Source organism: Duganella aquatilis, assembly GCF_009674565.1.
Taxonomy (GTDB): domain Bacteria; phylum Pseudomonadota; class Gammaproteobacteria; order Burkholderiales; family Burkholderiaceae_D; genus Rugamonas; species Rugamonas aquatilis.
On record NZ_WKJL01000004.1, the window covers coordinates 266,916 to 288,057 of the forward strand.

Genomic DNA, 21,142 nt, shown 5'->3' on the forward strand with positions numbered 1-21,142 from the left:
CATGCCTGAACAAACCTCCTCCGCTCCGATTCCACAGCAAATCCACTGGGAGGAAAACGGCGAACCACGCTCCGCGCGCTGGCGCTCCGAAGCCGGCATGCCGCCGCCGAAGCGCGTCGTCATCGCCGACGACCGCACCAACGCCGATGTCGCCTACCGCCTGGCCTGCGAAGGCACCGCTCTGCTGTGGCGCGGCGACTTCCAGAACGCGCGCCAACTGCTGCAGGCGCTGGCGCGCCGTGCCGACCACAAAGGCAAGCCGGCCAAGAAGAACAAGCCCGCCAAGATTCCCGCCACGCCGACCGACGCGTTCAACCTGCACCGCCAGGCGCAGTCGCAACGCGCCCGCACGCTGGCCATGCTGCTGATTCCTTTCGGCGAGGACTACAGCATTCCGCTGCGCCGCGCGCCGGAAGTCAAGCTGGCCTGCAACGAAGCCTACGGCCGCTACGAAGAACCGTTCATCGCCTCGATGCGCGAGCTGCTTGGCCTGATCGGCGCGCACGAATGGCGCCGCACCGGCGTCGAGATTCCGGCGCTGGGCGCGCGCATCCATCCGCACTACGGCGTGTTCTCGCCGGTGCGCGGCGAGTATGTGCAGATGGTGGCCGATGCGCCGCTGCCTTCCGGCGTCAAGCTGGCGTTCGACATCGGCGTCGGCACCGGCGTGCTGTCGGCGGTGCTGGCCAAACGCGGCATCGCCCGCGTGATCGGCACCGACCAGGACCCGCGCGCGCTGCGCTGCGCCCGCGAGAACCTGGCGCTGCTGAACCTCGACGACAAAGTCGAATTGGTGGCCGCCGACCTGTTCCCGGAAGGCCGCGCGCCGCTGGTGGTGTGCAATCCGCCATGGGTGCCGGCGCGTCCGAGTTCGCCGATCGAATACGCGGTCTACGATCCGGACAGCCGCATGCTGCGCGGCTTCCTCTCCGGCCTGACCGCGCACCTGACGCCGGGGGGCGAAGGCTGGCTGATTCTGTCCGACCTGGCCGAGCACCTGGGCCTGCGTCCGCGCGAGCAGCTGCTGGCATGGATCGCCGCCGCCGGCTTGAAGGTACTGGACCGCCACGACGTGCGCCCGACGCATCCGCGCGCCGCCGACGCCAGCGATCCGTTGCACGCCGCCCGCGCCGCCGAAGTCACCTCGCTGTGGCGCCTGGCTGCCATATAAGCATCAAAATATAAGGCCTTGCGCAATTCATCGCGCTTGTATATAATTATGGCCTCAGACGCGGGGTGGAGCAGTCTGGCAGCTCGTCGGGCTCATAACCCGAAGGTCACAGGTTCAAATCCTGTCCCCGCAACCAAATACGCAAGCCGTTGATTCTATTCAGGAATCAACGGCTTTTTTGTTTTCCGACGCGTGCTCACGGCATGCGCAGCCAATCTCTGCCAGAGAGTTGACAAAGCTTATTTTTTGCATATACATTATGGCATATACACCGAAAGGAGCGACGCTATGTCTATCTTATCGAAGCCGTCCAAGCCCAAAGAAGCCAAGCTCTTTCGCAACAACCGCAGCCAGGCGGTGCGGATTCCTGTCGAGTTTGAATTGCCAGGCGATCGTGTACTGATCCACCAAGAGGGCAACAAACTCATCATTGAGCCAGTGACCGGGCCAAGCAACATCGCTGAATTGCTCGCCGAGTGGAGGAAAGAGGCGCCACTCGGGCCCGACGATGCGTTCCCAATCATTGAGGACCTTCCCGCTCAATCGGAGGATATATTTTGAGCGGATATCTATTGGATACGAATATCATCAGTGACGTCATCCAAAGCCCAGGCGGACCTGCTGCACTCCGTCTTGCAGAGATCGATCCTAAAGAGATCTTCACCAGCATCATCGTCGCAGCCGAGTTGCGCTACGGCTGCGAAAAGAAAAAATCGCCCAAACTGACGGCCAGGGTGGCCGCTTTCCTCAAACTGATTCCAGTTCTATCGCTGGATACGCCAGCAGACGTTGAATATGGCGACATTCGTGCCGTGCTGGAAGCGTCTGGAAAAATCATTGGCGCGAACGATCTGCTCATTGCCGCACATGCCCGTGCACGCCAACTGACGCTAGTGACGGACAACACACAAGAATTCAATCGCGTTAAAAACCTCAAGGTAGAGAACTGGAAAAAAGATAGCCTCGATTTGTCGCGCTAATTTTGCGCAATGCATATTCAAACATCCAGGCTACGCATGATGAGATCAACGGCTCTGGGAGGTGCGCGATACCGGGGTTTGGCGTATCATGAGCCGCTGCGGTCCCCATCCTCGCCCGCTGTCGTGTCTTTGCAGTCCAACTCTCCGCACACCATTTCGAGGAAGGCAGCGCATGCTGGCATCTGATCAAAAAATGAACGCAAACGGCTTGTCGGCCACCTCCAAGCAAGTCCTCGCGATGCGCGATGCCGTCTTTGCGGAATGGGAAAGCCAGGTGCGCCGCCTGATCAAGGATGCACGCCACATCCTGCATCCCACGCTGCTGAATACCCTGCCTGTCTTTTACGACAATATTGCGGAAGCGCTCACGCCGAATCATCCGCGCAGCAACGCGACCAGCAACAACGACATCGCCGCCGCCCACGGCAACGAGCGCGCCCGCATGACGTCCTACGAGCCGGAACAGATCGTCCACGAATACCAGTTGTTCCGCGACGCGTTCTCGCAGGTCGCCGATGAACAAGGGGTGACCCTGACGCGCGACGAATGGGGCATCGTCAACAGCTCGATCGACACCGCGGTGCGCGAGTCGATCCGCAAGTTCACGTCGATGCATGACTCGTTCCGCCACAAGATGGCGGCCTCGCTGTCGCATGACATGCGCAATCCGCTGTCGGTGATCGTCAGTGCCGCGCACGTGCTGTCGCTCGGCGCCAATCCGGACCGCACGCCGCTCATCGCCAGCAGAATACTGGACAACGGCAAGCGACTGGCCACCATGATCGAGGAACTGCTGGATGCGTTGAGCTTCAACCGCGGCGAAAAGCTGCCGCTGAATCTCAGCGAATTCGACGTGCTGGATCTGGCCAATACCGTGTGCCGCGACACCAGCGTCAGCGACGATGCGCAATGCGCGGTGGTTGGCGCCTCGGTGGTCGGCTACTGGTGCGAAGACTCGCTGCGCCGCGCGCTGGAAAACCTGGTCGTCAACGGCATCAAGTACGGCGACGGCAACGGCGTGCAGATCAAGATCGACGAAGCGCACGGCCGCATGCTGCTGTCGGTGCACAACAGCGGCAATCCGATCGCGCCTGAACATCACGGACAGATCTTCGAATACCTGTGGCGCGAAGGCGGCGCCAAGGACAAGCGCGGCTGGGGCATGGGCCTGCCGTTCGTGAAGAGCGTGGCCGAGAGCCACGGCGGCAGCGTCGCGGTGGACAGCTCGCCAGCCGGCGGCACCACCTTCCTGATCGATATCCCGGTCGATTGCCGGCCGTTTGTCGAAACGGACTGAAACCTGTTGCATACCCAATTGGTCACAAAGCTGTCACAATTATCGTTTTAGCTTAGCCGGGGAGTCGCGCGTGAAGGATCAAACAATCGCAGCAGAACAGCAGGATGCACCAGTCAGCCCTTCGCGCCGCCGCATCTTCCAGGCGGCCGGCGCCGCCGGTCTGGCAACCTCCCTGCCGGCGCTGACCGAAGCCGCGCCGGCCAAGACTGCCGCCAAAGGCTCGCTCGACGACAAGATCAAGGCCAGCATCAAGAACGTGGTGGTGATCTACCTGGAGAACCGCAGCTTCAACAACCTGTTCGCCAACTTCCCCGGCACCGCCAGTCCGCTGTCGGCCGCGCCGGCCGCCGCCTGCCAGCAGCGCGACCGCGACGGCTCGGTGCTGCCGGTGCTGCCGAAGATCTGGGGCGGCATGGTGCCGAACACGCAGGACATCGGCGGAAAAAAATACGCGATCAAGGAAGACGACATCAAGAACCTGCCGAACGGCCCATTCAAGCTGGTGGACACCGAAGGCAAGCCGCTGCCGGAAGGCGTAATCACGCGCGACTTGTGGCATTTGTTCTACCAGAACCAGATGCAGATCAACGGCGGCAAGAACGACGGCTTTGCCGCGTGGGGCAACACCGGCGGCATGGTGATGGGCTACTACGGCGAAACCAGCAAGAACCTGGGCCTGTGGAAGATCGCCGAACAGTACACGCTGTGCGATAACTTCTTCATGGCGGCCTTCGGCGGCTCCTACCTGAACCACCAGTTCCTGATCACCGGCCGCGTGCCGGAGTACTTCAACGCCAAGGACACCGCGGCCAGGAAGAAGATCGCGGTGCTGGACGACGGCCCGACCGGCATGCGCCTGTCCACCGCGCCGGACTCCCCTGCTTCGGCGCTGGACGGCCATCCGCACTTCGTCAACAACGGCGCCATCACGCCGGACGGCTACGCGGTTAACACCATGGCCCCGCCCTACCAGCCTAGCTATATCCGTCCGGCCTACGACGGCGATCCGCTGCATGCCGATCCGAAGGACGCCGGCACCCTGCCGCCGCAAACCTACGACACCATCGGCGACCTGCTGTCGCGGAAGAATGTGAGCTGGGCCTGGTACGGCGGCGCGTGGCAGGCGGCGCTGGATGCGCGCGGTGGCGGCGAGAAGCCGAACTTCCAGTACCACCACCAGCCGTTCAACTACTTCAAGCAGTTCGCGCCGGGCACCGCCGCCCGCACCGAACATCTGCGCGATGGCGGCCTGGGCGACAGCCCGATCTCCAATAAATTCATCGCCGACGCGGTGGCCGGCAAGCTGCCGGCCGTAACCTTCTACAAGCCGCAGGGGAATCTGAACCTGCACGCCGGCTACTCGGACATCGAGGCCGGCGACGCCCACATCACCAACGTCATCGAGCACCTGAAGAAGTCGCCGCAGTTCAAGAACATGCTGGTGGTGATCACCTTCGACGAAAACGGCGGCTGGTGGGACCACGTGGCGCCGCCGAAGGGCGACCGCTGGGGCCCGGGCTCGCGCATCCCGGCCATCGTCATTTCGCCGTTCGCGAAAAAAGGCCACGTCGATCACAGCTTCTACGACACCACCTCGATCATGCGCTTCATCACCCGCCTGCACGACCTGCCGCTGCTGGAAGGCCTGAAGACCCGCAACGAAGCCTTCGCCGCGCGCCACGCCACGCCGCCGGGCGATCTGACGGGGGCGCTGAGCTTCCGCTGAGTTGCGCTTTGCAGCAACAGTTTGTGTTACACTGCGCGCAATTAATCCAGTAAGCTACCGGAGCCCGACTACTACAGCCGGGCTTTTGTTTTTTCCCCGATGAGAGATAAAAAAGATAACGCTACGTTCGACCTGCCGGGCTTTGCCCCTGCCGCGCCGCTCGAACCGGAAGCCAAACGTCCACCGCCGCCGCGCGGCAAGCGTGCCTCGCTCAAGCAGGAACAGCTGGAACTGCTGGAACCGACCGATACGACCGGCCTGCCGGTCTGGGTCCGCGACGAGAATCTCGACCTTACCGGTTTGCCGGTATGGAAGCGCGACTGATACGGTACGGCTGCTGCAAGCCTCACAAACACCTTACGCACAGTGGGCCAGGCTACGGTTAGCCTGTTAGACTGTGCCCACATCCTTTTTGAACAGGGTCCGCCACCATGACTTCCACCTCCTTTGCCAGCCTGCCGCTGAGCCCCGCCTTCCTGGACAACCTCGACTCGCTCGGCTACAAGGAAATGACGACCATCCAGGCGCAAAGCCTGCCGTCGGTGCTGGAAGGCCGCGACCTGATCGCCCAGGCCAAGACTGGCAGCGGCAAGACCGCCGCCTTCGGCATCGGCATCCTGGCCAAGCTGAATCCGGCCTGGTTCGCGGTGCAGGCGCTGGTGCTGTGCCCGACGCGCGAACTGGCCGACCAGGTGGCCGGTGAACTGCGCCGCCTGGCCCGTTCGACCGGCAACGTCAAGGTGCTGGTGCTGACCGGCGGTTCGCCGATGCGCCCGCAAATCGCCTCGCTGGAACACGGTGCCCACATCATCGTCGGCACGCCGGGCCGGGTGCGCGACCACCTGGGCCGCGAAACGCTGGACCTGTCGAAAGTCAGCACGCTGGTGCTGGACGAAGCGGACCGCATGACCGACATGGGCTTCTACGATGAAATCGCCGGCATCGTCAGCGCCTGCCCGAAACGCCGCCAGACCTTGCTGTTCTCGGCCACCTACCCGGACGACATCCGCCGCGCCACCGACGACTTCCTGGCCGATCCGGTCGAAGTGACGGTGGAAGCGCAGCACGACAACAGCAAGATCGAACAGCTGTTCTTCGAGATCGGCTTCGACCAGCGCAACGACGCCGTGGCGCGCCTGCTGGGCCACTACAAGCCGGTATCGGCCATCGCCTTCTGCAACACCAAGGTGCAATGCCGTGAGCTGGTGGAATCGCTGCAGGCGAAATGCTTCTCCGCACTGGCGCTGTACGGCGAGCTGGAACAGCGTGAACGCGACGAGATCCTGATCCTGTTCGCCAACCGCAGCTGCTCCGTACTAGTGGCCACCGACGTCGCCGCGCGCGGCCTGGACATTCCGAACCTGGAAGCGGTGATCAACGTCGACGTCTCCAAGGACACCGAGGTGCACATCCACCGCGTGGGCCGTACCGGCCGTGGCAACGAACAAGGCCTGGCTCTGTCGCTGTGCGCGCCGAACGAGAAGAAGTGGGTCAAGCTGATCGAGGAATATCAGGGCCAGCCGGTCGAATGGTTCGACCTGGCCAGCCTGGACGACAATGAGTACGGTGTCGATCCGGCGCCGATGATGACGCTGGTGATCTCGGGCGGCAAGAAGGACAAGCTGCGTCCGGGCGACGTGCTGGGCGCGCTGACCGGCGACGCTGGCCTGAGCAAGGAACAAGTCGGCAAGATCAACGTCACCGAGTTCCAGACCTACGTCGCCATCGACCGCCGCGTCGCCTACGACGCCTTTGCGCGCCTGAACAAAGGCAATCCGCTGGGCGGCGATTTCGGCGCCATCAAAGGCCGCAACTTCAAGATGCGCTTCATCGACGCCTGATTCAATCAGTGCCGCTTAGTGCTTCTGCTGCTCGATGTGCGGCAGCAGCACAGTCAGAATGCCCAGCAGCGGCAAATAGGAACACAGCTTGTAGACGTAGGCGATGCCGCTGACGTCTGCAATGTGGCCCATGGCGGCGGCGCCAATGCCGCTCACGCCGAACATCAGACCAAAGAAGATCCCCGCCACCATGCCGACCTTGCCCGGCATGAGTTCCTGCGCAAACACCACGATGGCCGAAAACGCCGACGAGATCACGAAGCCGATAATCACCGTCAGCACCGCGGTCCAGAACAGGCCGACGTAAGGCAGCGCCAGCGTGAACGGCGCCGCACCCAGGATCGAAATCCAGATCACGCGCTTGCGGCCGATGCGGTCGCCGATCGGGCCGCCCATGAAGGTGCCGGCAGCGACAGCCGCCAGGAACAGGAACAGATACATCTGCGCATTCGCCACCGACACGCCGAATTTATCGATCAGGTAGAAGGTGTAGTAGCTGGTCAGGCTGGACATGTAGATGTACTTGGAGAAGACCAGCAGCGCCAGCACCGTCATGGCGCCGTACACCTGCGCCTTAGGCAGCGGCGACACCGGCGCGGCGGCCGCCTTCTTCGGCTGCGCCAGATGGTGGCTGTGCCAGCGGCTCACGTACACCAGCACCACGATCGCGGCCAGCACCAGCAGCGCGAACCAGGCGATATTGCCCTGGCCACGGCCGATGATGACGGCCGCCGCCAGCACCGGGCCAAGCGCCGAACCGGCATTGCCGCCCACCTGGAACAGCGACTGCGCAAAGCCGAAGCGTCCGCCCGATGCGGCACGCGCCACGCGCGAGGCTTCAGGGTGGAAGGTCGAGGAACCGACGCCGATCAGCGCGGCCGACACCAGCAGCGCCGGGAAGGTCGAGGCGAAGGACATCATCAGCACGCCGATCAGCGTGGACACCATCCCCATCGGCAGCAGGAACGGCATCGGGCGATTGTCGGTGTACAGGCCGATCCAGGGCTGCAGCAGCGACGCGGTGCACTGGAAGGTCAGGGTGATCAGGCCGACCTGGGTGAAGCTCAGGCCAAATTCGGCCTTCAGCATCGGGTAAATCGACGGCAGCATGGCCTGGGTCAGGTCGTTCAGCAGGTGCACCAGCGCGACGGCGCCGAGGATCTGCATGACGGTTTCGCCGTGTGGCCGGCTGATGGTGGCGGTAGCGGTATTCATAATAGAGACCTTGTTTGAGGATAAAGCAGTGTAATATGGTCGGCAAAGTTTGATATTCCAACTTTCGTCGAATAAGTGACAATGCCTACCATCCCACGCAGCAGCGACCACCGCGATTACCAGCGCGTTCCCCGCACCGTCACCGCCATGGCGCGCGACGAGGAGCACGGCGTCTCCGGCACGCCACACAGCCACGAACGCGCGCAACTGCTGTACGCCACGCAGGGCGTGATGCGGGTGCATACCGAAACCGGGCTATGGATACTGCCGCCGCGCCGCGCGCTGTGGATACCGCCCGGCGTGGTGCACCACTGGACGGCGCTCAGCAAGGTCACCATGCGCACCATCTACATCGAACCTGGCGTGGCGGCGGCCTTTGGCGACAGCTGCCGCGTGATCGAGGTCAGTTCGCTGCTGCGCGAGCTGATACTGGCGCTGCTGAACGAGCCGATCGAGTACGCGATACCGGGACGCGGCGAGCATCTGGCGATGCTGATCCTGTCCGAATTGAAGGCGGCGGAGACGATACCGATTGCGATTCCGTGGCCGCACGACCGGCGCCTGGTGGCCGTGTGCTCGGCGATCCTGGCCGATCCGGGCAGCAGCCGCAATATCGAACAATGGGCGGACGACGTCGGCGCCAGCGCGCGCACGCTGATCCGGCTATTCCCCAAGGAGACCGGCCTGCACTACCGCCAGTGGGTGCAGCAGGTGCATCTGGCCGAAGCCTTCAACCGGCTGGCGCACGGCCGCAGCGTGGGCGAGATCGCGGCGGCGCTGGGCTACGCCAGCCCGAGCGCGTTCAGCGCCATGTTCCGCCGCATCCTCGGCAAAACGCCGCAGCACTACCTGACCGAGTGGCGCCAGCCGCTTACGCTGCATCCAGCGTAAAGCGGAACACCGCACCCTGATCCGGCTCGCTCGCCAGTTCGATCTTGCTGTGATGGAGTTGCAGGATGCGGTTGACCGTCAGCAGTCCCAGTCCGCCGACGCGGTATTCGCCCTGCAGGGCCACCGGGCGGTGGAACAGGTTCTCGCGCATGGCGGCGGGCACGCCGGGACCGGTGTCGGCAACCGTCACCGCCACCTTGCCGCCTTCGTTGGATGCGACGGTGATTTCCACTTCGCCGCCGAGCGGCGTGTGACGGATGGCGTTATCGAACAGATTGGTCAGCACGCGCTCGATCATGCCTAGGTCCGCGCGCACCATCGGCGCCGGATGCGGCAGCGTCGCCATCAGACGCACCTGGCGTTCGGCCGCCTGCAGTTCGAATTTCTGGAACACGTCCTGTATCAGGTCGGACAGCGAGAAGGCTTCCAGCTCCGGCTGCACCGAGCCGTGTTCCAGCCGCGCCAGTTCGAACAGGGCCTGCGCCAGCCGCCCCACCTTCTGGCTTTGCGCCAGCGCGATGCCGAGATAGCGCTGGCGTTCGGCCGCATCCAGCGTCTCGTCCTTCAGCGACAGCGTTTCCAGGTAGCCGTGCAGGGAGCCGAGCGGCGTGCGCAGGTCGTGCGAGATATTCGCCACCACTTCGCGCCGGTCGTGGTCCAGCTGGCGCATGGTTTTCCATTGGTCGTTGATGCGCGAGGCCATGTCGCCGAAGGCATGCTCCAGGATCGCGATTTCGTCGCGCTGGCCGGCCGCGCTGGGCGCCGGCAGCGCCAGTTGATCGGCCTTGGTGTCGATCTGCTGCATGGTGGTGGTCAGGCGGCGCAGCGGACGCGTGATGAGGCGGAAGGCGATCAGGCCGGCGATCAGCACCAGTCCGGCCACCACCACCATCGACCACAAGGTGGTGCGCAGCACCGAGCTGGCCGAGGCGCGCGCGGCCAGGCGGTCATGCTCTTCGCTTTGCAGGATGACGTAGATGTAGCCGACCTTGCGTTCGCCCGCGCGCAGCACGGCCACGCTGAACACCTTGCGGCCTGTTTCGCTGCGTGGATCGTCGCCCTGGATCGGCAGCGGTTCGTTGGCCAGCAGACGGCGGATCGGGTCCAGGTTGACGTGGTCGCGCTTCAAGCTGCCTTGCGGCGCGGCGTGGCCGACCACGCGACCGTCCATGTCGAGCAGGTAAACCTCCACGCTGGGATTCACGTCCATCAGGCGGCTGAACAGGCGGCGCACCGCCTCGGGACTGATGCCTTGGGTGGCGGTGGTGTCGTCCTCCGCGTGCATCAGCTGCGCGTCCAGCGCGATGCTGCGCGCCAGCCCGCGCGACAGGCCCTGCACCACTTCCTTCTCGTGCATGATGTTGGCGCGGATCTGCAGCCATGCGGAGGCGCCGCAGCAGGCCAGCAGCAGAATCGAAAATACCAGCGACAGGCGCTGCGATAACGTCAGGTTCATGCGGCCCCGCTGGCGCTGGCGTATCGATAGCCCTTGCCCCACACGGTGAGGATGCGCACCGGATCGGCCGGATCGGTTTCGATCTTGGCGCGCAGGCGGTTGATGTGGGTGTTGACCGTGTGTTCGTAGCCGTCGTGCTGGTAGCCCCACACCTGGTTCAGCAGGTCCAGCCGCGAGAACACTTTTTCAGGATGCTTGATGAAGAAGTACAGCAGGTCGAATTCGCGCGGCGTCAGGTCCAGTGCGTTGCCGTGGACGGTGGCCTGGCGCGTCAGCGGATCGACGCGCACGCCGTTCAGTTCCAGCGCGCCGCCGGCGTTGCGCTGGCTGCGCGACATGGCGTCCGCACGACGCAGCAACGCCTTCACGCGCGCCACCAGTTCCAGCACCGAGAACGGTTTCGGCAGGTAATCGTCCGCGCCCAGCTCAAGACCGAGGATGCGGTGCACCTCGCTGGAGCGCGCACTGGTGATGATGATCGGCGTATAAGTGGTCATCGCACGCGCCTGGCGGCAGATTTCCAGCCCATCCACGCCGGGCAGCATGATGTCGAGGATCAGCGCGTCCCAGCCGCCGGCGCGCACCTGGGCCAGGCCCTGGGTGCCGTCGGCACAGTGGGTGACCTGATACCCCTCATCCTGGAGGTGCATGCGCAGCAGATCTGCGATATGAAAGTCGTCTTCGACGATTAATACACGTTTTGCGGGTTCCATGGACGCCATTGTGCAGGATTCCGGGCCTGAAAAGTATCACAATTAGTTTAAGTTTACGTGAGGATTTTGTCACCACTGCGGGCGCAGAATGGCTCCATCGATATTCCATCCACGGGAGAAAATCATGACAACGAGACGTTCCTTCATCCTGACCGGCGGCGCCGCCCTGCTGGCCGGTATCGCCTGGCGCAGCACCGTGGCCGCACCGGCCGCAGCGTGGGAAGTCACGCATACCGACGCCGAATGGCGCGCCCTGCTCTCGCCGGCCCAGTACGAGGTGCTGCGCAAGCACGGCACCGAGCGGCCCTTCAGCAGCCCGCTGTACAAGGAACACCGCGCCGGCAAGTTCCTCTGCGCCGGTTGCCAGAATCCGCTGTTCTCGTCGAAGAACAAGTTCGACAGCGGCACCGGCTGGCCGAGCTTCTGGAAACCGCTGGACCGTGGCGTCAACACCAGCCGCACCACCGCGCTCGGCATGTATGGCGTGGAAGTGGTGTGCCGCCGCTGCGGCAGCCATCTCGGCGACGTGTTCGACGACGGCCCGGAACCGACCGGCCTGCGCTACTGCATCGATGGCGTGGCGCTGAACTTCGTCGCCGGCGAAGCTTAAGGGGAGGATGCCATCATGCTACTGATACTGCTCTCTTATCTCGGCGGCGCGCTGACCATCGTCAGCCCTTGCATCCTGCCGGTGCTGCCGTTCGTGTTTGCCCGCACCGGCCAGCCGTTCGCGCGCAGCGGACTGCCGCTGCTGGCCGGCATGGCGCTGACCTTCGCGCTGGTGGCCACGCTGGCCGCGGTCGGCGGCGGCTGGGTGGTGCAAGCCAACCAGTACGGCCGCTGGATCGCGCTGGTGCTGATGGCCTTCTTCGGCGTGACCCTGATGCTGCCGCATCTGGCCGATCGCCTGACCAAGCCGCTGGTGGCGCTGGGCGACCGCTTGTCCAACAAGGCCGCCAGCGGCGAGCGTTCGGGCGTCAGTTCGTCCTTCCTGCTTGGCGTGGCAACCGGTTTGCTGTGGGCGCCGTGCGCCGGCCCGGTGCTGGGCCTTGTGCTGACCGGTGCGGCGCTGAATGGCGCCAGCGTCGGCACCACCTTCCTGCTGCTGGCGTATGCGGCCGGCGCGGCGACCTCGCTGGGACTGGCGCTGCTGGTCGGCGGCAAAGTCTTCAGCGCGATGAAGCGCTCGCTGGGCGCCGGCGAATGGATACGCCGTGGCCTGGGCGTGGCGATGCTGGCCGGCGTGGCGGCGATCGTCACCGGCGTCGATACCGGCCTGCTGACGCAGGTGTCGAGCGTGGCCACGGCCAGTGTCGAACAAACGCTGATCGACAAGCTGGCGCCGCGCGGCAATCCGAACGGCGATGCCGCACCGGCCGCCGGTGGCGCGATGATGCGCTCCGCAGTGGCCACCGGCGACGATGTCGCGCCAGGCGGCGCCATGATGTCGCGCAATGCCGCCGGTCCGGCCATGATGGCGATGCGCGCCGTGGCGCACGGCACAGACGAGCTGCCGGTCGAAGGCAAGCTGCCGCAGCTCGACGGCGCGATCGAATGGATGAACACCGCACCGCTCACCGCCGCGCAGCTGAAAGGCAAAGTGGTGCTGGTCGACTTCTGGACCTACTCCTGCATCAACTGCCTGCGCAGCCTGCCCTACACCAAGGCCTGGGCCGACAAGTACCGCGACCAGGGCCTGGTGGTAATCGGCGTGCACGCACCGGAATTCGCCTTCGAGCGCAACGTCAACAACGTGCGCAAGGCGGTGAAAGACCAGGGCATCACCTTCCCGGTGGCGATCGATAACAACTACGCGATCTGGCGCGCCTTCAACAACCAATACTGGCCGGCGCACTACTTCATCGACGCAAAGGGCAATATCCGCTTCCACCACTTCGGCGAAGGCGAATATGCCAAGTCGGAACAGGTGATCCAGCAGTTGCTGGAAGAAGCAGGCCGCAAGGACGTGACCAACACCGTGGTCAGCGCAGAAGATGCGCACGGCGTGCAGCAGCAGTCGGACATGGGCCAGGTCGGCTCGCCGGAGACTTATCTGGGCTACGAGCGCGCCGAAAACTTCGCCTCACCGGAGAAGCAGGCCGCCAACGCCGCCCGTCAATACACGGCGCCCGCCAGGCCGGCCCTGAACCAGTGGGGACTGGCCGGCAACTGGCTGTCGCAGGCGGAACAGATCACGCTCAACCAGGGCAGCGGCAGCATCGTCTACCGCTTCCATGCGCGTGACGTGCACCTGGTGCTGGGACCGGGCAAGGACGGCAGGCCGGTGCGCTACCGCGTGACCATCGATGGCGCCGCCCCAGGAAAGAACCACGGCGCCGACACGGCGGCGGACGGCAGCGGCAAGATCGACAGCCAGCGCCTGTACCAGCTGGTGCGCCAGGCCGGCGACAACAGCGAGGTCCGCGACCACACCTTCAGCATTGAGTTTCTCGATCCCGGCGTACAAGCCTACGCCTTCACCTTCGGTTAAGCAGGAGAATCAGACATGAAAAACATCGCACTCAAACTTGGCGCACCGCTCGCCCTCCTGGTTGCCGTCGCCTTCCAGCAGCACGCCGCTTCGGCGGCGGAAGCCGCCGTGGTCATCGCGCCGCCAGCGGTCGATGAACCGGCAAGCAGCGAACACACGGCCACCGCTATCTTTGCCGGCGGCTGCTTCTGGGGCGTACAAGGCGTGTTCCAGCACGTGAAAGGCGTCAGCAACGCCGTCTCTGGCTACACCGGCGGCGAGGCGCGCACCGCCAGCTACGAGATGATTGAAACCGGCGACACCGGCCACGCGGAATCGGTGAAGATCACCTACGATCCAACGCAGGTCAGCTACGGCAAGCTGCTACAGGTGTTCTTCTCCGTCGCGCATGATCCGACCACGCTGAACCGCCAGGGGCCGGATAGCGGCACGCAGTACCGCTCCGCCATCTTCCCGCAAACGCCGGCGCAGCGTGCGGTGGCCGAGAAGTACATCGCCCAGCTGGACGCCTCGCATGCCTTCAAGAAGCCGCTGGTGACGAAGATCGAAACGGACAAGAAGTTCTACGCCGCGGAGTCCTACCACCAGAACTACCTGACGCTGCATCCTTCCGATCCCTACATCGTCTTCAACGACCTGCCGAAGGTGGCGAACCTCAAGCGCATCCTGCCGGACCAGTACCGCGCCGATGCGGTCCTGGTGCGCAAGGCGATGTAATCAGCGTTTGACCTGCTTGAGCACTTCCAGCACGGCGTCGGTCACGGCCTGCGGTTTCTCCGCCTGAATCACGTGGCCGGCGCCTTCCACCACGCGCTGCGTACCACGCGTGGTGAGCTTGAGGTATTCCTTCTGCACCGCGAAGTTGGCGTCTTCAATCGCCTTGTTGGTGGCGCTTTGCGGCTGGTCCGGAATGCGGTACGGGCTGACGCCGCGCGTCAGCACCACAATCGGCAAGTCGCCGAACGGACGGCGCAACTTGCGCAGCTGCGCATCGCTGGTGTCGACCGCATCGTATTCGTCCACGTTGGCGCGCCAGTAGCTGGCTTTCCCGCGCGACGCCACGATCGCCGCGCCCAGCTTCGGCCCAAAGATTTTTCCCAAATCGTCCACGCTGCCGACGCACATCGCCTGCTCGTCGCTGCCCGGCTTGAATCCTTTCTGGGCGGCGGCAAGGCAGTTTTTATTCTGATCCGCGACCATCTTGTAGAACGCCCTGATCTTGCCGCCGCTGGCCTTGTCCGCACGCTCGGTTTCGTCCTCGTGCTCCGCCTCCACCAGCACCAGTCCTTTCACTTCCTGCGGATAGCGATAAGCGTAGACCTGCACATTGGCGCCGCCCAGCGAATTGCCGACCAGGACATACGGCGCTTTCTCGCCGGCCGCCGCCAGCAGCTTGTGCAGATCCTCGACCACGTTCTCGGAAGTGTTCGGACGTTTGGACAATTCGCTGAAGCCCATGCCCGGCCGGTCGTACACGCAGGAGCGCGCATGCCTGGCCACGTCGGGCTGCACCTTGGACCACGACCAGCCGGCATCGCCCGACGGCGCATCAAACACCACGGTGACCGGGCCTTTGCCGCTGCAGTACAGATTCATTTTGTGACCGTCGACAGCGATCATCCGATGCGGCACGGCGAAATCGTCCGCCATCGCCCAACCAGCACTCAAGGCCAATACTGCAAGAACAGTTTTACGCATCAAGCCAACTCCCAGGTGATGCAGCTCCACGGCTGCGGCCAGGTGATAGTACAATGGATTGATGCAAAAACTAACTTCTGAACTGCGCAGGCTTTACCTGTTTGGCGACCAGCCTTTCGATCCGGCTGCGCCATCGATAGACCTGGTCAACGGCGGCTTGGTGCGCGCGCTGGCCATCGACTTCCACAAGGCGGCCGACGAGCAGCACTGGGTGCGCCTGTGCGATGTGGCGAACGCCCTGCAGACGGAACTGGGCCTGCCGGCGCCAGCGGTCAGCGTCGACGGCGGCAGCGCCTATCGATTGTGGCTGTCGTTAGCGACGCCCGTGCCGGCGGCACAGGCAACGCAGTTCCTGGCCCTGCTGCACAAGGCTTACTTTGAAGACGAAGCGATTGATCTGGGCCGCAGCCGCATCGACCTGCCGCCTGGCCTGAACGGCGCGACCGGCCTGTGGTCGGCCTTCATCAACCCCAGCATGGGTGGCGCGCTGGCCGAGGATCTGGGTCTGGAGATGGCGCCGCCGGAGTCGCCGCAGGCGGCTTTCCTGGAAGGCCTGCACAGCATCAGCGAGGAAGAATTTGCGCATGCCCTGGCGACGCTGCTGCGCCGGCACGACGTGGCGCCAGCCGCACCACGCGCCAACGCAAGCACCAGCACCACTCCGGGCGGCCTGCTGCTGAAGGACGCGACGCTGGAAGACATCGTCCGCCACCTGCATGCGATAGGCATCGAACCCACCTTCCGCCACGTGCTGAAGAACTAGCGCACCGCCAGCGACACGCTCGGCGGGAATAGCGGCGCGCGCCGGTGCAGCGTCGCCTGTTCGTACGAATACGCCATGCGGATCAGCGACGCTTCGCTGTAGGCCGTGCCCACGAACGACAAGCCCACCGGCAGGCCGTGCACATACCCTGCCGGCACCGTGATGTGCGGATAGCCCGCCACCGCCGCTGGCGACGAGAAGCCGCCGGTGAAATGGTCGCCGTTGATGAAGTCCGTCAGCCACGCCGGGCCATCGGTTGGCGCCACCAGCGCATCGAGCTTGTGTTCTTTCATGACCTGATCGATGCCCTCGGCGCGCGCGTAGCGGCGGTTGTTGGCCAGCGCATCCTTGTAGGCCGGCGTATCCAGATCGCCCTTGGCCTGCGCCTGCTCCAGATATTCCTGTCCGAAGTACGGCAGTTCCTGCTGGCGGTGCTGCTGGTTGAAGGCGATGACGTCAGCCATGTTGGACACCGGCGCGTTCGGCGCATACTCTTTCAGATACGCGGCCAGGTCGGCCTTGAATTCGTACAGCAGCACTTCGGTTTCGGTCTCGCTGTACTTGCCGACGTTCGGCACCTCGGTATCGACCAGCACCGCGCCTTGCGCCTTCAAATCGACCAGCGCTTTTTCGATAACGGCATCGCGCTCCGCGTGCTGGCCGAAGAAGTTGCGGGCCACGCCGATGCGCATGCCTTTCAAGCCGCCCTTGTCCAGCGCCGCGCGGTAGTCGCCAACCTTGCCGGCGCTTTCCTGCGTGATGGGATCTTTCGGATCGATGCCGGTCATCGCCGACAGCATCAGCGCGGCGTCGGCGACGCTGCGCGCCATCGGGCCGGCGGTGTCCTGCGAATGCGCGATCGGGATGATGCCGCTGCGGCTCACCAGTCCCAAGGTCGGCTTGATGCCCACCAGGCCGCAGATCGACGCCGGCGATACGATGGAACCATCGGTCTCGGTGCCCACTGCCAGCGTGGCCAGGCCGGCTGCGATCGCCGCGCCGGAACCGGAGCTGGAACCGCTGCAATTGCGGTCCAGCGAATACGGATTCAGGGTCAGGCCGCCGCGCCCACTCCAGCCGCTGACCGAATGGGTCGAACGCATATTCGCCCATTCGCTCAAGTTGGTCTTGCCGATGATGACCGCGCCGGCCGCGCGCAGCTGCGCCGTCACGTGTGCATCGCGCGCGGCGCGCACGCCGGCCAGCGCCAGCGATCCGGCGGTGGTGCTCATGCGGTCGGCGGTGGCGATGTTGTCTTTAAGGAGAACCGGGATGCCGTGCAGCGGGCCGCGCACGCGCTTGAGTTTGCGCTCGCGGTCCATGTCCAGCGCGATCTTCAGCGCTTCGGGATTGATCTCGATGATGGCGTTCAGGCGCGGGCCGGATTTGTCGATGGTCTTGATGCGTGCCAGATACTGCGACGTCAGCGCATGCGACGTCAGCTTGCCGGCTTCCATCATCTGCTGCTGTTCCCACACGCCGGCGTCGAGGATGCCACCCGTGCCGAGTTGTTTAGCCGCGCTATTGCCGGTGGCCGCCAGCACCCGGTTGCCGCTCGTGGCAGCGCCCGCCGCCAGGCCCAGTTTTACGAAATCCCTGCGATCCATGCCATCCTCGTGGTTGGTTTTGCCTTGATCACTAATGCAACGCATTTATTGCGTTGCATTAATATATCAGCAGGTTGCTACTTCCACCACAAAAATTGATAAAAAAAAAGCACGCCGGCTTGCGCGGGCGTGCTTTTTTAAGACAAATCGCTTAGTTACGGACGATTTTCTTGTATTCGTTGGTGCGGGTGTCGATCTCGATGATGTCGTCCTGGCTCACGAACAGTGGCACTTGAACGGTGAATTGTTTCGATTCGATGGCGTTTTCGATGCGCGCTTCTTTCAGGACGTTGCCCGAAGTATTGCCCTTGACAGCTGGCTCCGAGTACACGATCTGACGCTGGATGGTGGTTGGCAGTTCAACCGAGATTGCCTTGCCATCGTAGAACACGGCTTCGCATTCCATGCCGTCTTTCAGGTAGTTCAGCGCGTCGCCCAGGTTTTCTTCTTCGATTTCGTACTGTTCGTAGTCAGCGTCCATGAACACGTACAGTGGGTCGGCGAAGTACGAGTAGGTCACTGGCTTTTTGTCCAGAACCACAACGTCGAACTTGTCGTCGCCACGGAACACGTTTTCCAGTGGGCTGTTGGTCAGAAGATTTTTCATCTTCCATTTGTAGGTGAAGCCCGTGCGGCTCGAACCGTTGACGTCGGAGCGCAGTACGATGAATGGCTTACTGTCAACCATGATGATATTGCCAACACGAATTTCTTTTGCAGGTTTCATAGCGATTCTACTTAATAAGGTGGTTGCGTAAAGATCATCGTCGCCACGCAGGCTTACGCTTGATCGGGTAAAAAATGCGTCATAGAGATTAACCCGGCATTGTACATTGTTTTTCCGGCAGCGCCTATCTCAGCGTGGCCGCAAACGACAGCAGATTGCCGGCCAAATCGCCGTTCGCCAGCATCTGTTGTTGCCATGCCTCGGCGCGGGTCGTCGCGGCGCCGCTTTCCGCCGCCAGCGCGGCCCACAGCGCGCGCCAGTCGTCGGCCGCGCCGTTGCCGGCGCCGTTCCAGCGCAGCGCGAAGTCGGCCAGGTGCGGCAGTTCGCCGGCGTAGCGCTGCAAAAAGGCGCGCAGCTTCTTGTGGTGCAGGTTTTCGTCCTGCGGGTAGATGTGCCAGATGAAGGGCTTGCCGGCCCACTGCGCACGCACGAAGGAATCCTCGCCGCGCACGAAGTTCAGGTCGCAGGCCCACAGCAGCTTGTCGTAATCCGGCTGCGGCACGAAAGGCAGTACGCGCACCGTCAGCGCGCCGCGCGTGACCACCGTCCCTGCTCCGCCGTCGCCGCCGGTGAAGGCGCGCACGGCGTCGGCCGCCACGCCTTCCGGCACCAGGCAGGCGATCGGCGCGTCGCCCTGCCGCCAGGCGTCGAACAGGGCCGCCACCGGCGCATGCGGATAGCAGAACAGCGATACCTTGGTGGCCGCGATTTCCGCCGGCGTCAGGCCCAGCTGAGACAGGAAGGCGGCCGGCTCGAACTGCAGGCGCTGCTGCGCCAGTTCCGCCTCGCGCAGCAGGCCGCCGGTTTTATCGGTGAAGCCGGGGAAGAAGAAATGCTTGGTCAGCCCGCGCGGCTGCATCGACGACAAGCGGTGGCAACCTTCGACCCACTCTTCCGCCGTCAGCCCCTCCAGGTTGAACCACACCGGACGCGGCTCGCACTGCGCCATGGCGTCGACATAGCCGGGCGGGATATCGACCGCGAAGAATTCGATCACGATGTCGGCTACCTCGGCCGGCGTGTAGACGCCGTCCTGGTCGCGCCAGTGCCGCACGGTCACGCCGTCCACCAGCTGGCGTTCGGCCGCCACGTCCACCACCGGGCAGATGCGGCGGAAGCTGGCCAGGTCGTCGACGTACAGCGTGACGGCCAGGCCATGCTCGCGCACCAGCTGTTTGGCCAGGCGCCAGCAGATACCGATGTCGCCATAGTTATCGACAACGCGGCAAAACAGGTCCAGGCGGCGGAATTTCATCATGGGTGCGGGCAGAAAAGTCGGGGCTGGATGATACCTGATTAACGCGCGATAGCCACCAAGAATACCAAAACTTCGCGCGCGCCTTGCCAGTCCAATCGTACCAGCGCCGCCTGACGGCACGCTGCGAATCCAAACCACAACAAGGAGATGTCATGAACGAGTTTCAACAATACTATGGACAACCACAAATGATGCCCCAACAATACGGCGACCTGGCCCCGCAAGGCTTCTTCGGCGGCTTGATCGGCGCCCCGCTGGGCGGCCTGATCGGTCGCGGCATCGGCGGCCTGTTCGGCAATGCCAACCTGGGCCGCCAGATCGGCTCGGCCGCCGGCGGCATCGGCGGCGGGCTGCTGCCCTTCGGCGTGGATCCAGTCACCGCTGCCTATGCGCAGCAAGCACAGCAACAACAACTGCTACAACAGGCCCAGCTGGCGCCCCAAGGCTGGTTCGGCAACATCATCAAGAGCGTGGCCCAGCCGCTGGGCGGCGCCATTGGCGGCGCCTTCGGTAACGCCGGGCTGGGCAACACCATCGGCGGCTTCGCCGGCCAGCTGGGCGGCATGCTGCCGTTTGGCGCCGACCCGGTCAGCCAGGCCTATGCCCAGCAAGCGCAACTGCAACAACTACAGCAGCTGCAACAACAAGGGCTGGCGCCGCAGGGCTGGTTCGGCAACATCATCAAGAGCGTGGCCCAACCGCTGGGCGGCGCGATCGGCGGCGCCTTCGGTAACGCCGGTTTGGGCAACACCATCGGCGGCTTCGCCGGCCAGCTGGGCGGCATGCTGCCGTTCGGCGTCGATCCGGTGACGGCGGCCTACGCACAACAGGCGCAGCTGGCTCAGCTGGCCCAACTGGCGGCACAGCAAGGCAACACCGCGCTGTACGGCCAGCAAACCCTGCATTGATCGCGGCGGCGACGCCCGGACGCGGGCGTTCGCCATTCGGCCCTCCGGCGGCTTGCGCCGCCGGAGGGCGCTGTGCTTTAAGGAGAATTCCTCATGCCTGAAACCTCAAGCGCCACGCAAGCCATGCCGGACAAGGCGCGCTTCCTGGTCCACGCCGCGCGCGGCGCGCCGCTCAACGACTTCCTGACGGTGGCCGCGACCGATCCCGAGATCGCCGTGGTCGACGTGATCGGTCCGCTCGACCGGCCGCACACGGCGGTGGTGGAGATCAGCCCGGACAAGGCGCGCCTGCTGGACCAGCATTTCCGCACCACCGGCACGCCCACGCACCAATTGACGATAGAGCCGGATCAGCCGCTGTCGATGTTCGACAACCGCCCGTTCGCCCCCCTTTGAAAGG

The 21,142-nt window shown here is 64.0% G+C and carries 21 protein-coding genes and 1 tRNA gene; 15 read left to right on the forward strand and 7 right to left on the reverse strand.

Annotation, left to right across the window (positions count from 1 at the left end):
* The first annotated feature begins 1 nt into the window (after position 1).
* From GJ698_RS09000 to dbpA, 8 genes are all read left to right on the forward strand, one after another.
* Positions 2-1,171, forward strand: coding sequence for a methyltransferase (locus tag GJ698_RS09000; RefSeq protein ID WP_154357275.1), 1,170 nt, complete (start codon positions 2-4; stop codon positions 1,169-1,171).
* 59 nt (positions 1,172-1,230) lie between these two features.
* A tRNA-Met gene (locus GJ698_RS09005) sits at positions 1,231-1,307 on the forward strand.
* Positions 1,308-1,459: 152 nt separating this feature from the next.
* Positions 1,460-1,732, forward strand: a complete 273-nt coding sequence (locus tag GJ698_RS09010) for an antitoxin (RefSeq protein ID WP_154357276.1) — start codon at positions 1,460-1,462, stop codon at positions 1,730-1,732.
* A complete protein-coding gene (locus GJ698_RS09015; RefSeq protein ID WP_154357277.1) occupies positions 1,729-2,151 on the forward strand; it encodes a type II toxin-antitoxin system VapC family toxin in 423 nt (140 codons plus the stop codon). Before GJ698_RS09010 ends, GJ698_RS09015 begins: the two co-directional genes overlap by 4 nt.
* Positions 2,152-2,323: 172 nt before the next feature.
* On the forward strand, positions 2,324-3,448 hold the full coding sequence (locus tag GJ698_RS09020) for a sensor histidine kinase (RefSeq protein ID WP_166454838.1): 1,125 nt from the start codon (positions 2,324-2,326) through the stop codon (positions 3,446-3,448).
* Positions 3,449-3,518: 70 nt separating this feature from the next.
* Positions 3,519-5,174 carry an acid phosphatase gene (locus GJ698_RS09025; RefSeq protein ID WP_371865207.1) on the forward strand — a complete coding sequence of 552 codons (1,656 nt, stop codon included), beginning with the start codon at positions 3,519-3,521 and terminating at the stop codon, positions 5,172-5,174.
* A 99-nt stretch (positions 5,175-5,273) separates the two neighbouring features.
* Positions 5,274-5,498 carry a hypothetical protein gene (locus GJ698_RS09030; protein WP_154357280.1) on the forward strand — a complete coding sequence of 75 codons (225 nt, stop codon included), beginning with the start codon at positions 5,274-5,276 and terminating at the stop codon, positions 5,496-5,498.
* A gap of 107 nt (positions 5,499-5,605) precedes the next feature.
* Positions 5,606-7,015, forward strand: a complete 1,410-nt coding sequence (gene dbpA / locus GJ698_RS09035) for an ATP-dependent RNA helicase DbpA (protein ID WP_154357281.1) — start codon at positions 5,606-5,608, stop codon at positions 7,013-7,015.
* Positions 7,016-7,030: 15 nt separating this feature from the next.
* Here dbpA and GJ698_RS09040 read toward each other — a convergent pair whose 3' ends face one another.
* Positions 7,031-8,230, reverse strand: coding sequence for an MFS transporter (locus GJ698_RS09040; RefSeq protein WP_154357282.1), 1,200 nt, complete (start codon positions 8,228-8,230; stop codon positions 7,031-7,033).
* A gap of 81 nt (positions 8,231-8,311) precedes the next feature.
* Between GJ698_RS09040 and GJ698_RS09045 the strand changes: the two genes are divergently transcribed.
* Positions 8,312-9,121: an AraC family transcriptional regulator gene (locus tag GJ698_RS09045; RefSeq protein ID WP_154357283.1), complete on the forward strand. Its 810-nt coding sequence runs from the start codon at positions 8,312-8,314 to the stop codon at positions 9,119-9,121.
* Here the strand turns inward: GJ698_RS09045 and GJ698_RS09050 are convergent.
* A complete protein-coding gene (locus tag GJ698_RS09050) occupies positions 9,102-10,577 on the reverse strand; it encodes a sensor histidine kinase (RefSeq protein WP_154357284.1) in 1,476 nt (491 codons plus the stop codon). The two genes, GJ698_RS09045 and GJ698_RS09050, sit on opposite strands and share 20 nt — an antisense overlap.
* On the reverse strand, positions 10,574-11,290 hold the full coding sequence (locus GJ698_RS09055) for a response regulator transcription factor (protein WP_154357285.1): 717 nt from the start codon (positions 11,288-11,290) through the stop codon (positions 10,574-10,576). The genes GJ698_RS09050 and GJ698_RS09055 overlap by 4 nt, the downstream gene beginning before the upstream one ends.
* Positions 11,291-11,414: 124 nt before the next feature.
* Between GJ698_RS09055 and msrB the strand changes: the two genes are divergently transcribed.
* Genes msrB through msrA form a run of 3 tightly spaced genes read left to right on the forward strand, consistent with a single transcriptional unit; the run spans position 11,415 to position 14,498 of the window.
* Entirely contained in the window at positions 11,415-11,900 is a 486-nt protein-coding gene (msrB, locus tag GJ698_RS09060) for a peptide-methionine (R)-S-oxide reductase MsrB (RefSeq protein ID WP_154357286.1), read from the forward strand.
* Between the two features lie 15 nt (positions 11,901-11,915).
* Positions 11,916-13,781 (forward strand): cytochrome c biogenesis protein DipZ, encoded by a 1,866-nt coding sequence (locus tag GJ698_RS09065; RefSeq protein ID WP_154357287.1) that lies wholly within the window; start codon positions 11,916-11,918, stop codon positions 13,779-13,781.
* Between the two features lie 15 nt (positions 13,782-13,796).
* Positions 13,797-14,498, forward strand: a complete 702-nt coding sequence (gene msrA, locus GJ698_RS09070; protein WP_154357288.1) for a peptide-methionine (S)-S-oxide reductase MsrA — start codon at positions 13,797-13,799, stop codon at positions 14,496-14,498.
* On the opposite strand, the gene GJ698_RS09075 is transcribed toward msrA, so the two are convergent.
* Positions 14,499-15,479: an alpha/beta fold hydrolase gene (locus GJ698_RS09075; protein ID WP_154357289.1), complete on the reverse strand. Its 981-nt coding sequence runs from the start codon at positions 15,477-15,479 to the stop codon at positions 14,499-14,501.
* A gap of 61 nt (positions 15,480-15,540) precedes the next feature.
* Between GJ698_RS09075 and GJ698_RS09080 the strand changes: the two genes are divergently transcribed.
* On the forward strand, positions 15,541-16,242 hold the full coding sequence (locus GJ698_RS09080) for a hypothetical protein (protein WP_154357290.1): 702 nt from the start codon (positions 15,541-15,543) through the stop codon (positions 16,240-16,242).
* Here GJ698_RS09080 and GJ698_RS09085 read toward each other — a convergent pair.
* From GJ698_RS09085 to earP, 3 genes are all read right to left on the reverse strand, one after another.
* Positions 16,239-17,849, reverse strand: coding sequence for an amidase (locus tag GJ698_RS09085; RefSeq protein WP_154357291.1), 1,611 nt, complete (start codon positions 17,847-17,849; stop codon positions 16,239-16,241). The two genes, GJ698_RS09080 and GJ698_RS09085, sit on opposite strands and share 4 nt — an antisense overlap.
* A 151-nt stretch (positions 17,850-18,000) precedes the next feature.
* Positions 18,001-18,576, reverse strand: coding sequence for an elongation factor P (locus GJ698_RS09090; protein WP_154357292.1), 576 nt, complete (start codon positions 18,574-18,576; stop codon positions 18,001-18,003).
* Between the two features lie 124 nt (positions 18,577-18,700).
* Entirely contained in the window at positions 18,701-19,834 is a 1,134-nt protein-coding gene (gene earP / locus GJ698_RS09095) for an elongation factor P maturation arginine rhamnosyltransferase EarP (RefSeq protein WP_154357293.1), read from the reverse strand.
* A gap of 188 nt (positions 19,835-20,022) precedes the next feature.
* Here earP and GJ698_RS09100 point away from each other — a divergent pair, with 188 nt between their 5' ends.
* Entirely contained in the window at positions 20,023-20,742 is a 720-nt protein-coding gene (locus GJ698_RS09100; RefSeq protein ID WP_229259896.1) for a hypothetical protein, read from the forward strand.
* Between the two features lie 93 nt (positions 20,743-20,835).
* Complete coding sequence (locus GJ698_RS09105) at positions 20,836-21,138, forward strand: hypothetical protein (RefSeq protein ID WP_154357294.1); 303 nt, start codon at positions 20,836-20,838, stop codon at positions 21,136-21,138.
* Positions 21,139-21,142: the final 4 nt, after the last annotated feature.

Bases quoted from the DNA above. Each gene is read 5' to 3' on its own strand.
- GJ698_RS09050 (WP_154357284.1), bottom strand. From the start codon at position 10,577: ATGAACCTGACGTTATCGCAGCGCCTGTCGCTGGTATTTTCGATTCTG.
- GJ698_RS09055 (WP_154357285.1), bottom strand. From the start codon at position 11,290: ATGGAACCCGCAAAACGTGTATTAATCGTCGAAGACGACTTTCATATC.
- GJ698_RS09100 (WP_229259896.1), top strand. From the start codon at position 20,023: ATGATGCCCCAACAATACGGCGACCTGGCCCCGCAAGGCTTCTTCGGC.
- msrA (WP_154357288.1), top strand. From the start codon at position 13,797: ATGAAAAACATCGCACTCAAACTTGGCGCACCGCTCGCCCTCCTGGTT.
- GJ698_RS09090 (WP_154357292.1), bottom strand. From the start codon at position 18,576: ATGAAACCTGCAAAAGAAATTCGTGTTGGCAATATCATCATGGTTGAC.
- GJ698_RS09030 (WP_154357280.1), top strand. From the start codon at position 5,274: ATGAGAGATAAAAAAGATAACGCTACGTTCGACCTGCCGGGCTTTGCC.
- msrB (WP_154357286.1), top strand. From the start codon at position 11,415: ATGACAACGAGACGTTCCTTCATCCTGACCGGCGGCGCCGCCCTGCTG.
- GJ698_RS09000 (WP_154357275.1), top strand. From the start codon at position 2: ATGCCTGAACAAACCTCCTCCGCTCCGATTCCACAGCAAATCCACTGG.
- earP (WP_154357293.1), bottom strand. From the start codon at position 19,834: ATGATGAAATTCCGCCGCCTGGACCTGTTTTGCCGCGTTGTCGATAAC.
- GJ698_RS09085 (WP_154357291.1), bottom strand. From the start codon at position 17,849: ATGGATCGCAGGGATTTCGTAAAACTGGGCCTGGCGGCGGGCGCTGCC.
- GJ698_RS09080 (WP_154357290.1), top strand. From the start codon at position 15,541: ATGCAAAAACTAACTTCTGAACTGCGCAGGCTTTACCTGTTTGGCGAC.
- GJ698_RS09020 (WP_166454838.1), top strand. From the start codon at position 2,324: ATGCTGGCATCTGATCAAAAAATGAACGCAAACGGCTTGTCGGCCACC.
- GJ698_RS09065 (WP_154357287.1), top strand. From the start codon at position 11,916: ATGCTACTGATACTGCTCTCTTATCTCGGCGGCGCGCTGACCATCGTC.
- GJ698_RS09045 (WP_154357283.1), top strand. From the start codon at position 8,312: ATGCCTACCATCCCACGCAGCAGCGACCACCGCGATTACCAGCGCGTT.
- GJ698_RS09075 (WP_154357289.1), bottom strand. From the start codon at position 15,479: ATGCGTAAAACTGTTCTTGCAGTATTGGCCTTGAGTGCTGGTTGGGCG.
- GJ698_RS09010 (WP_154357276.1), top strand. From the start codon at position 1,460: ATGTCTATCTTATCGAAGCCGTCCAAGCCCAAAGAAGCCAAGCTCTTT.
- GJ698_RS09040 (WP_154357282.1), bottom strand. From the start codon at position 8,230: ATGAATACCGCTACCGCCACCATCAGCCGGCCACACGGCGAAACCGTC.
- dbpA (WP_154357281.1), top strand. From the start codon at position 5,606: ATGACTTCCACCTCCTTTGCCAGCCTGCCGCTGAGCCCCGCCTTCCTG.
- GJ698_RS09105 (WP_154357294.1), top strand. From the start codon at position 20,836: ATGCCTGAAACCTCAAGCGCCACGCAAGCCATGCCGGACAAGGCGCGC.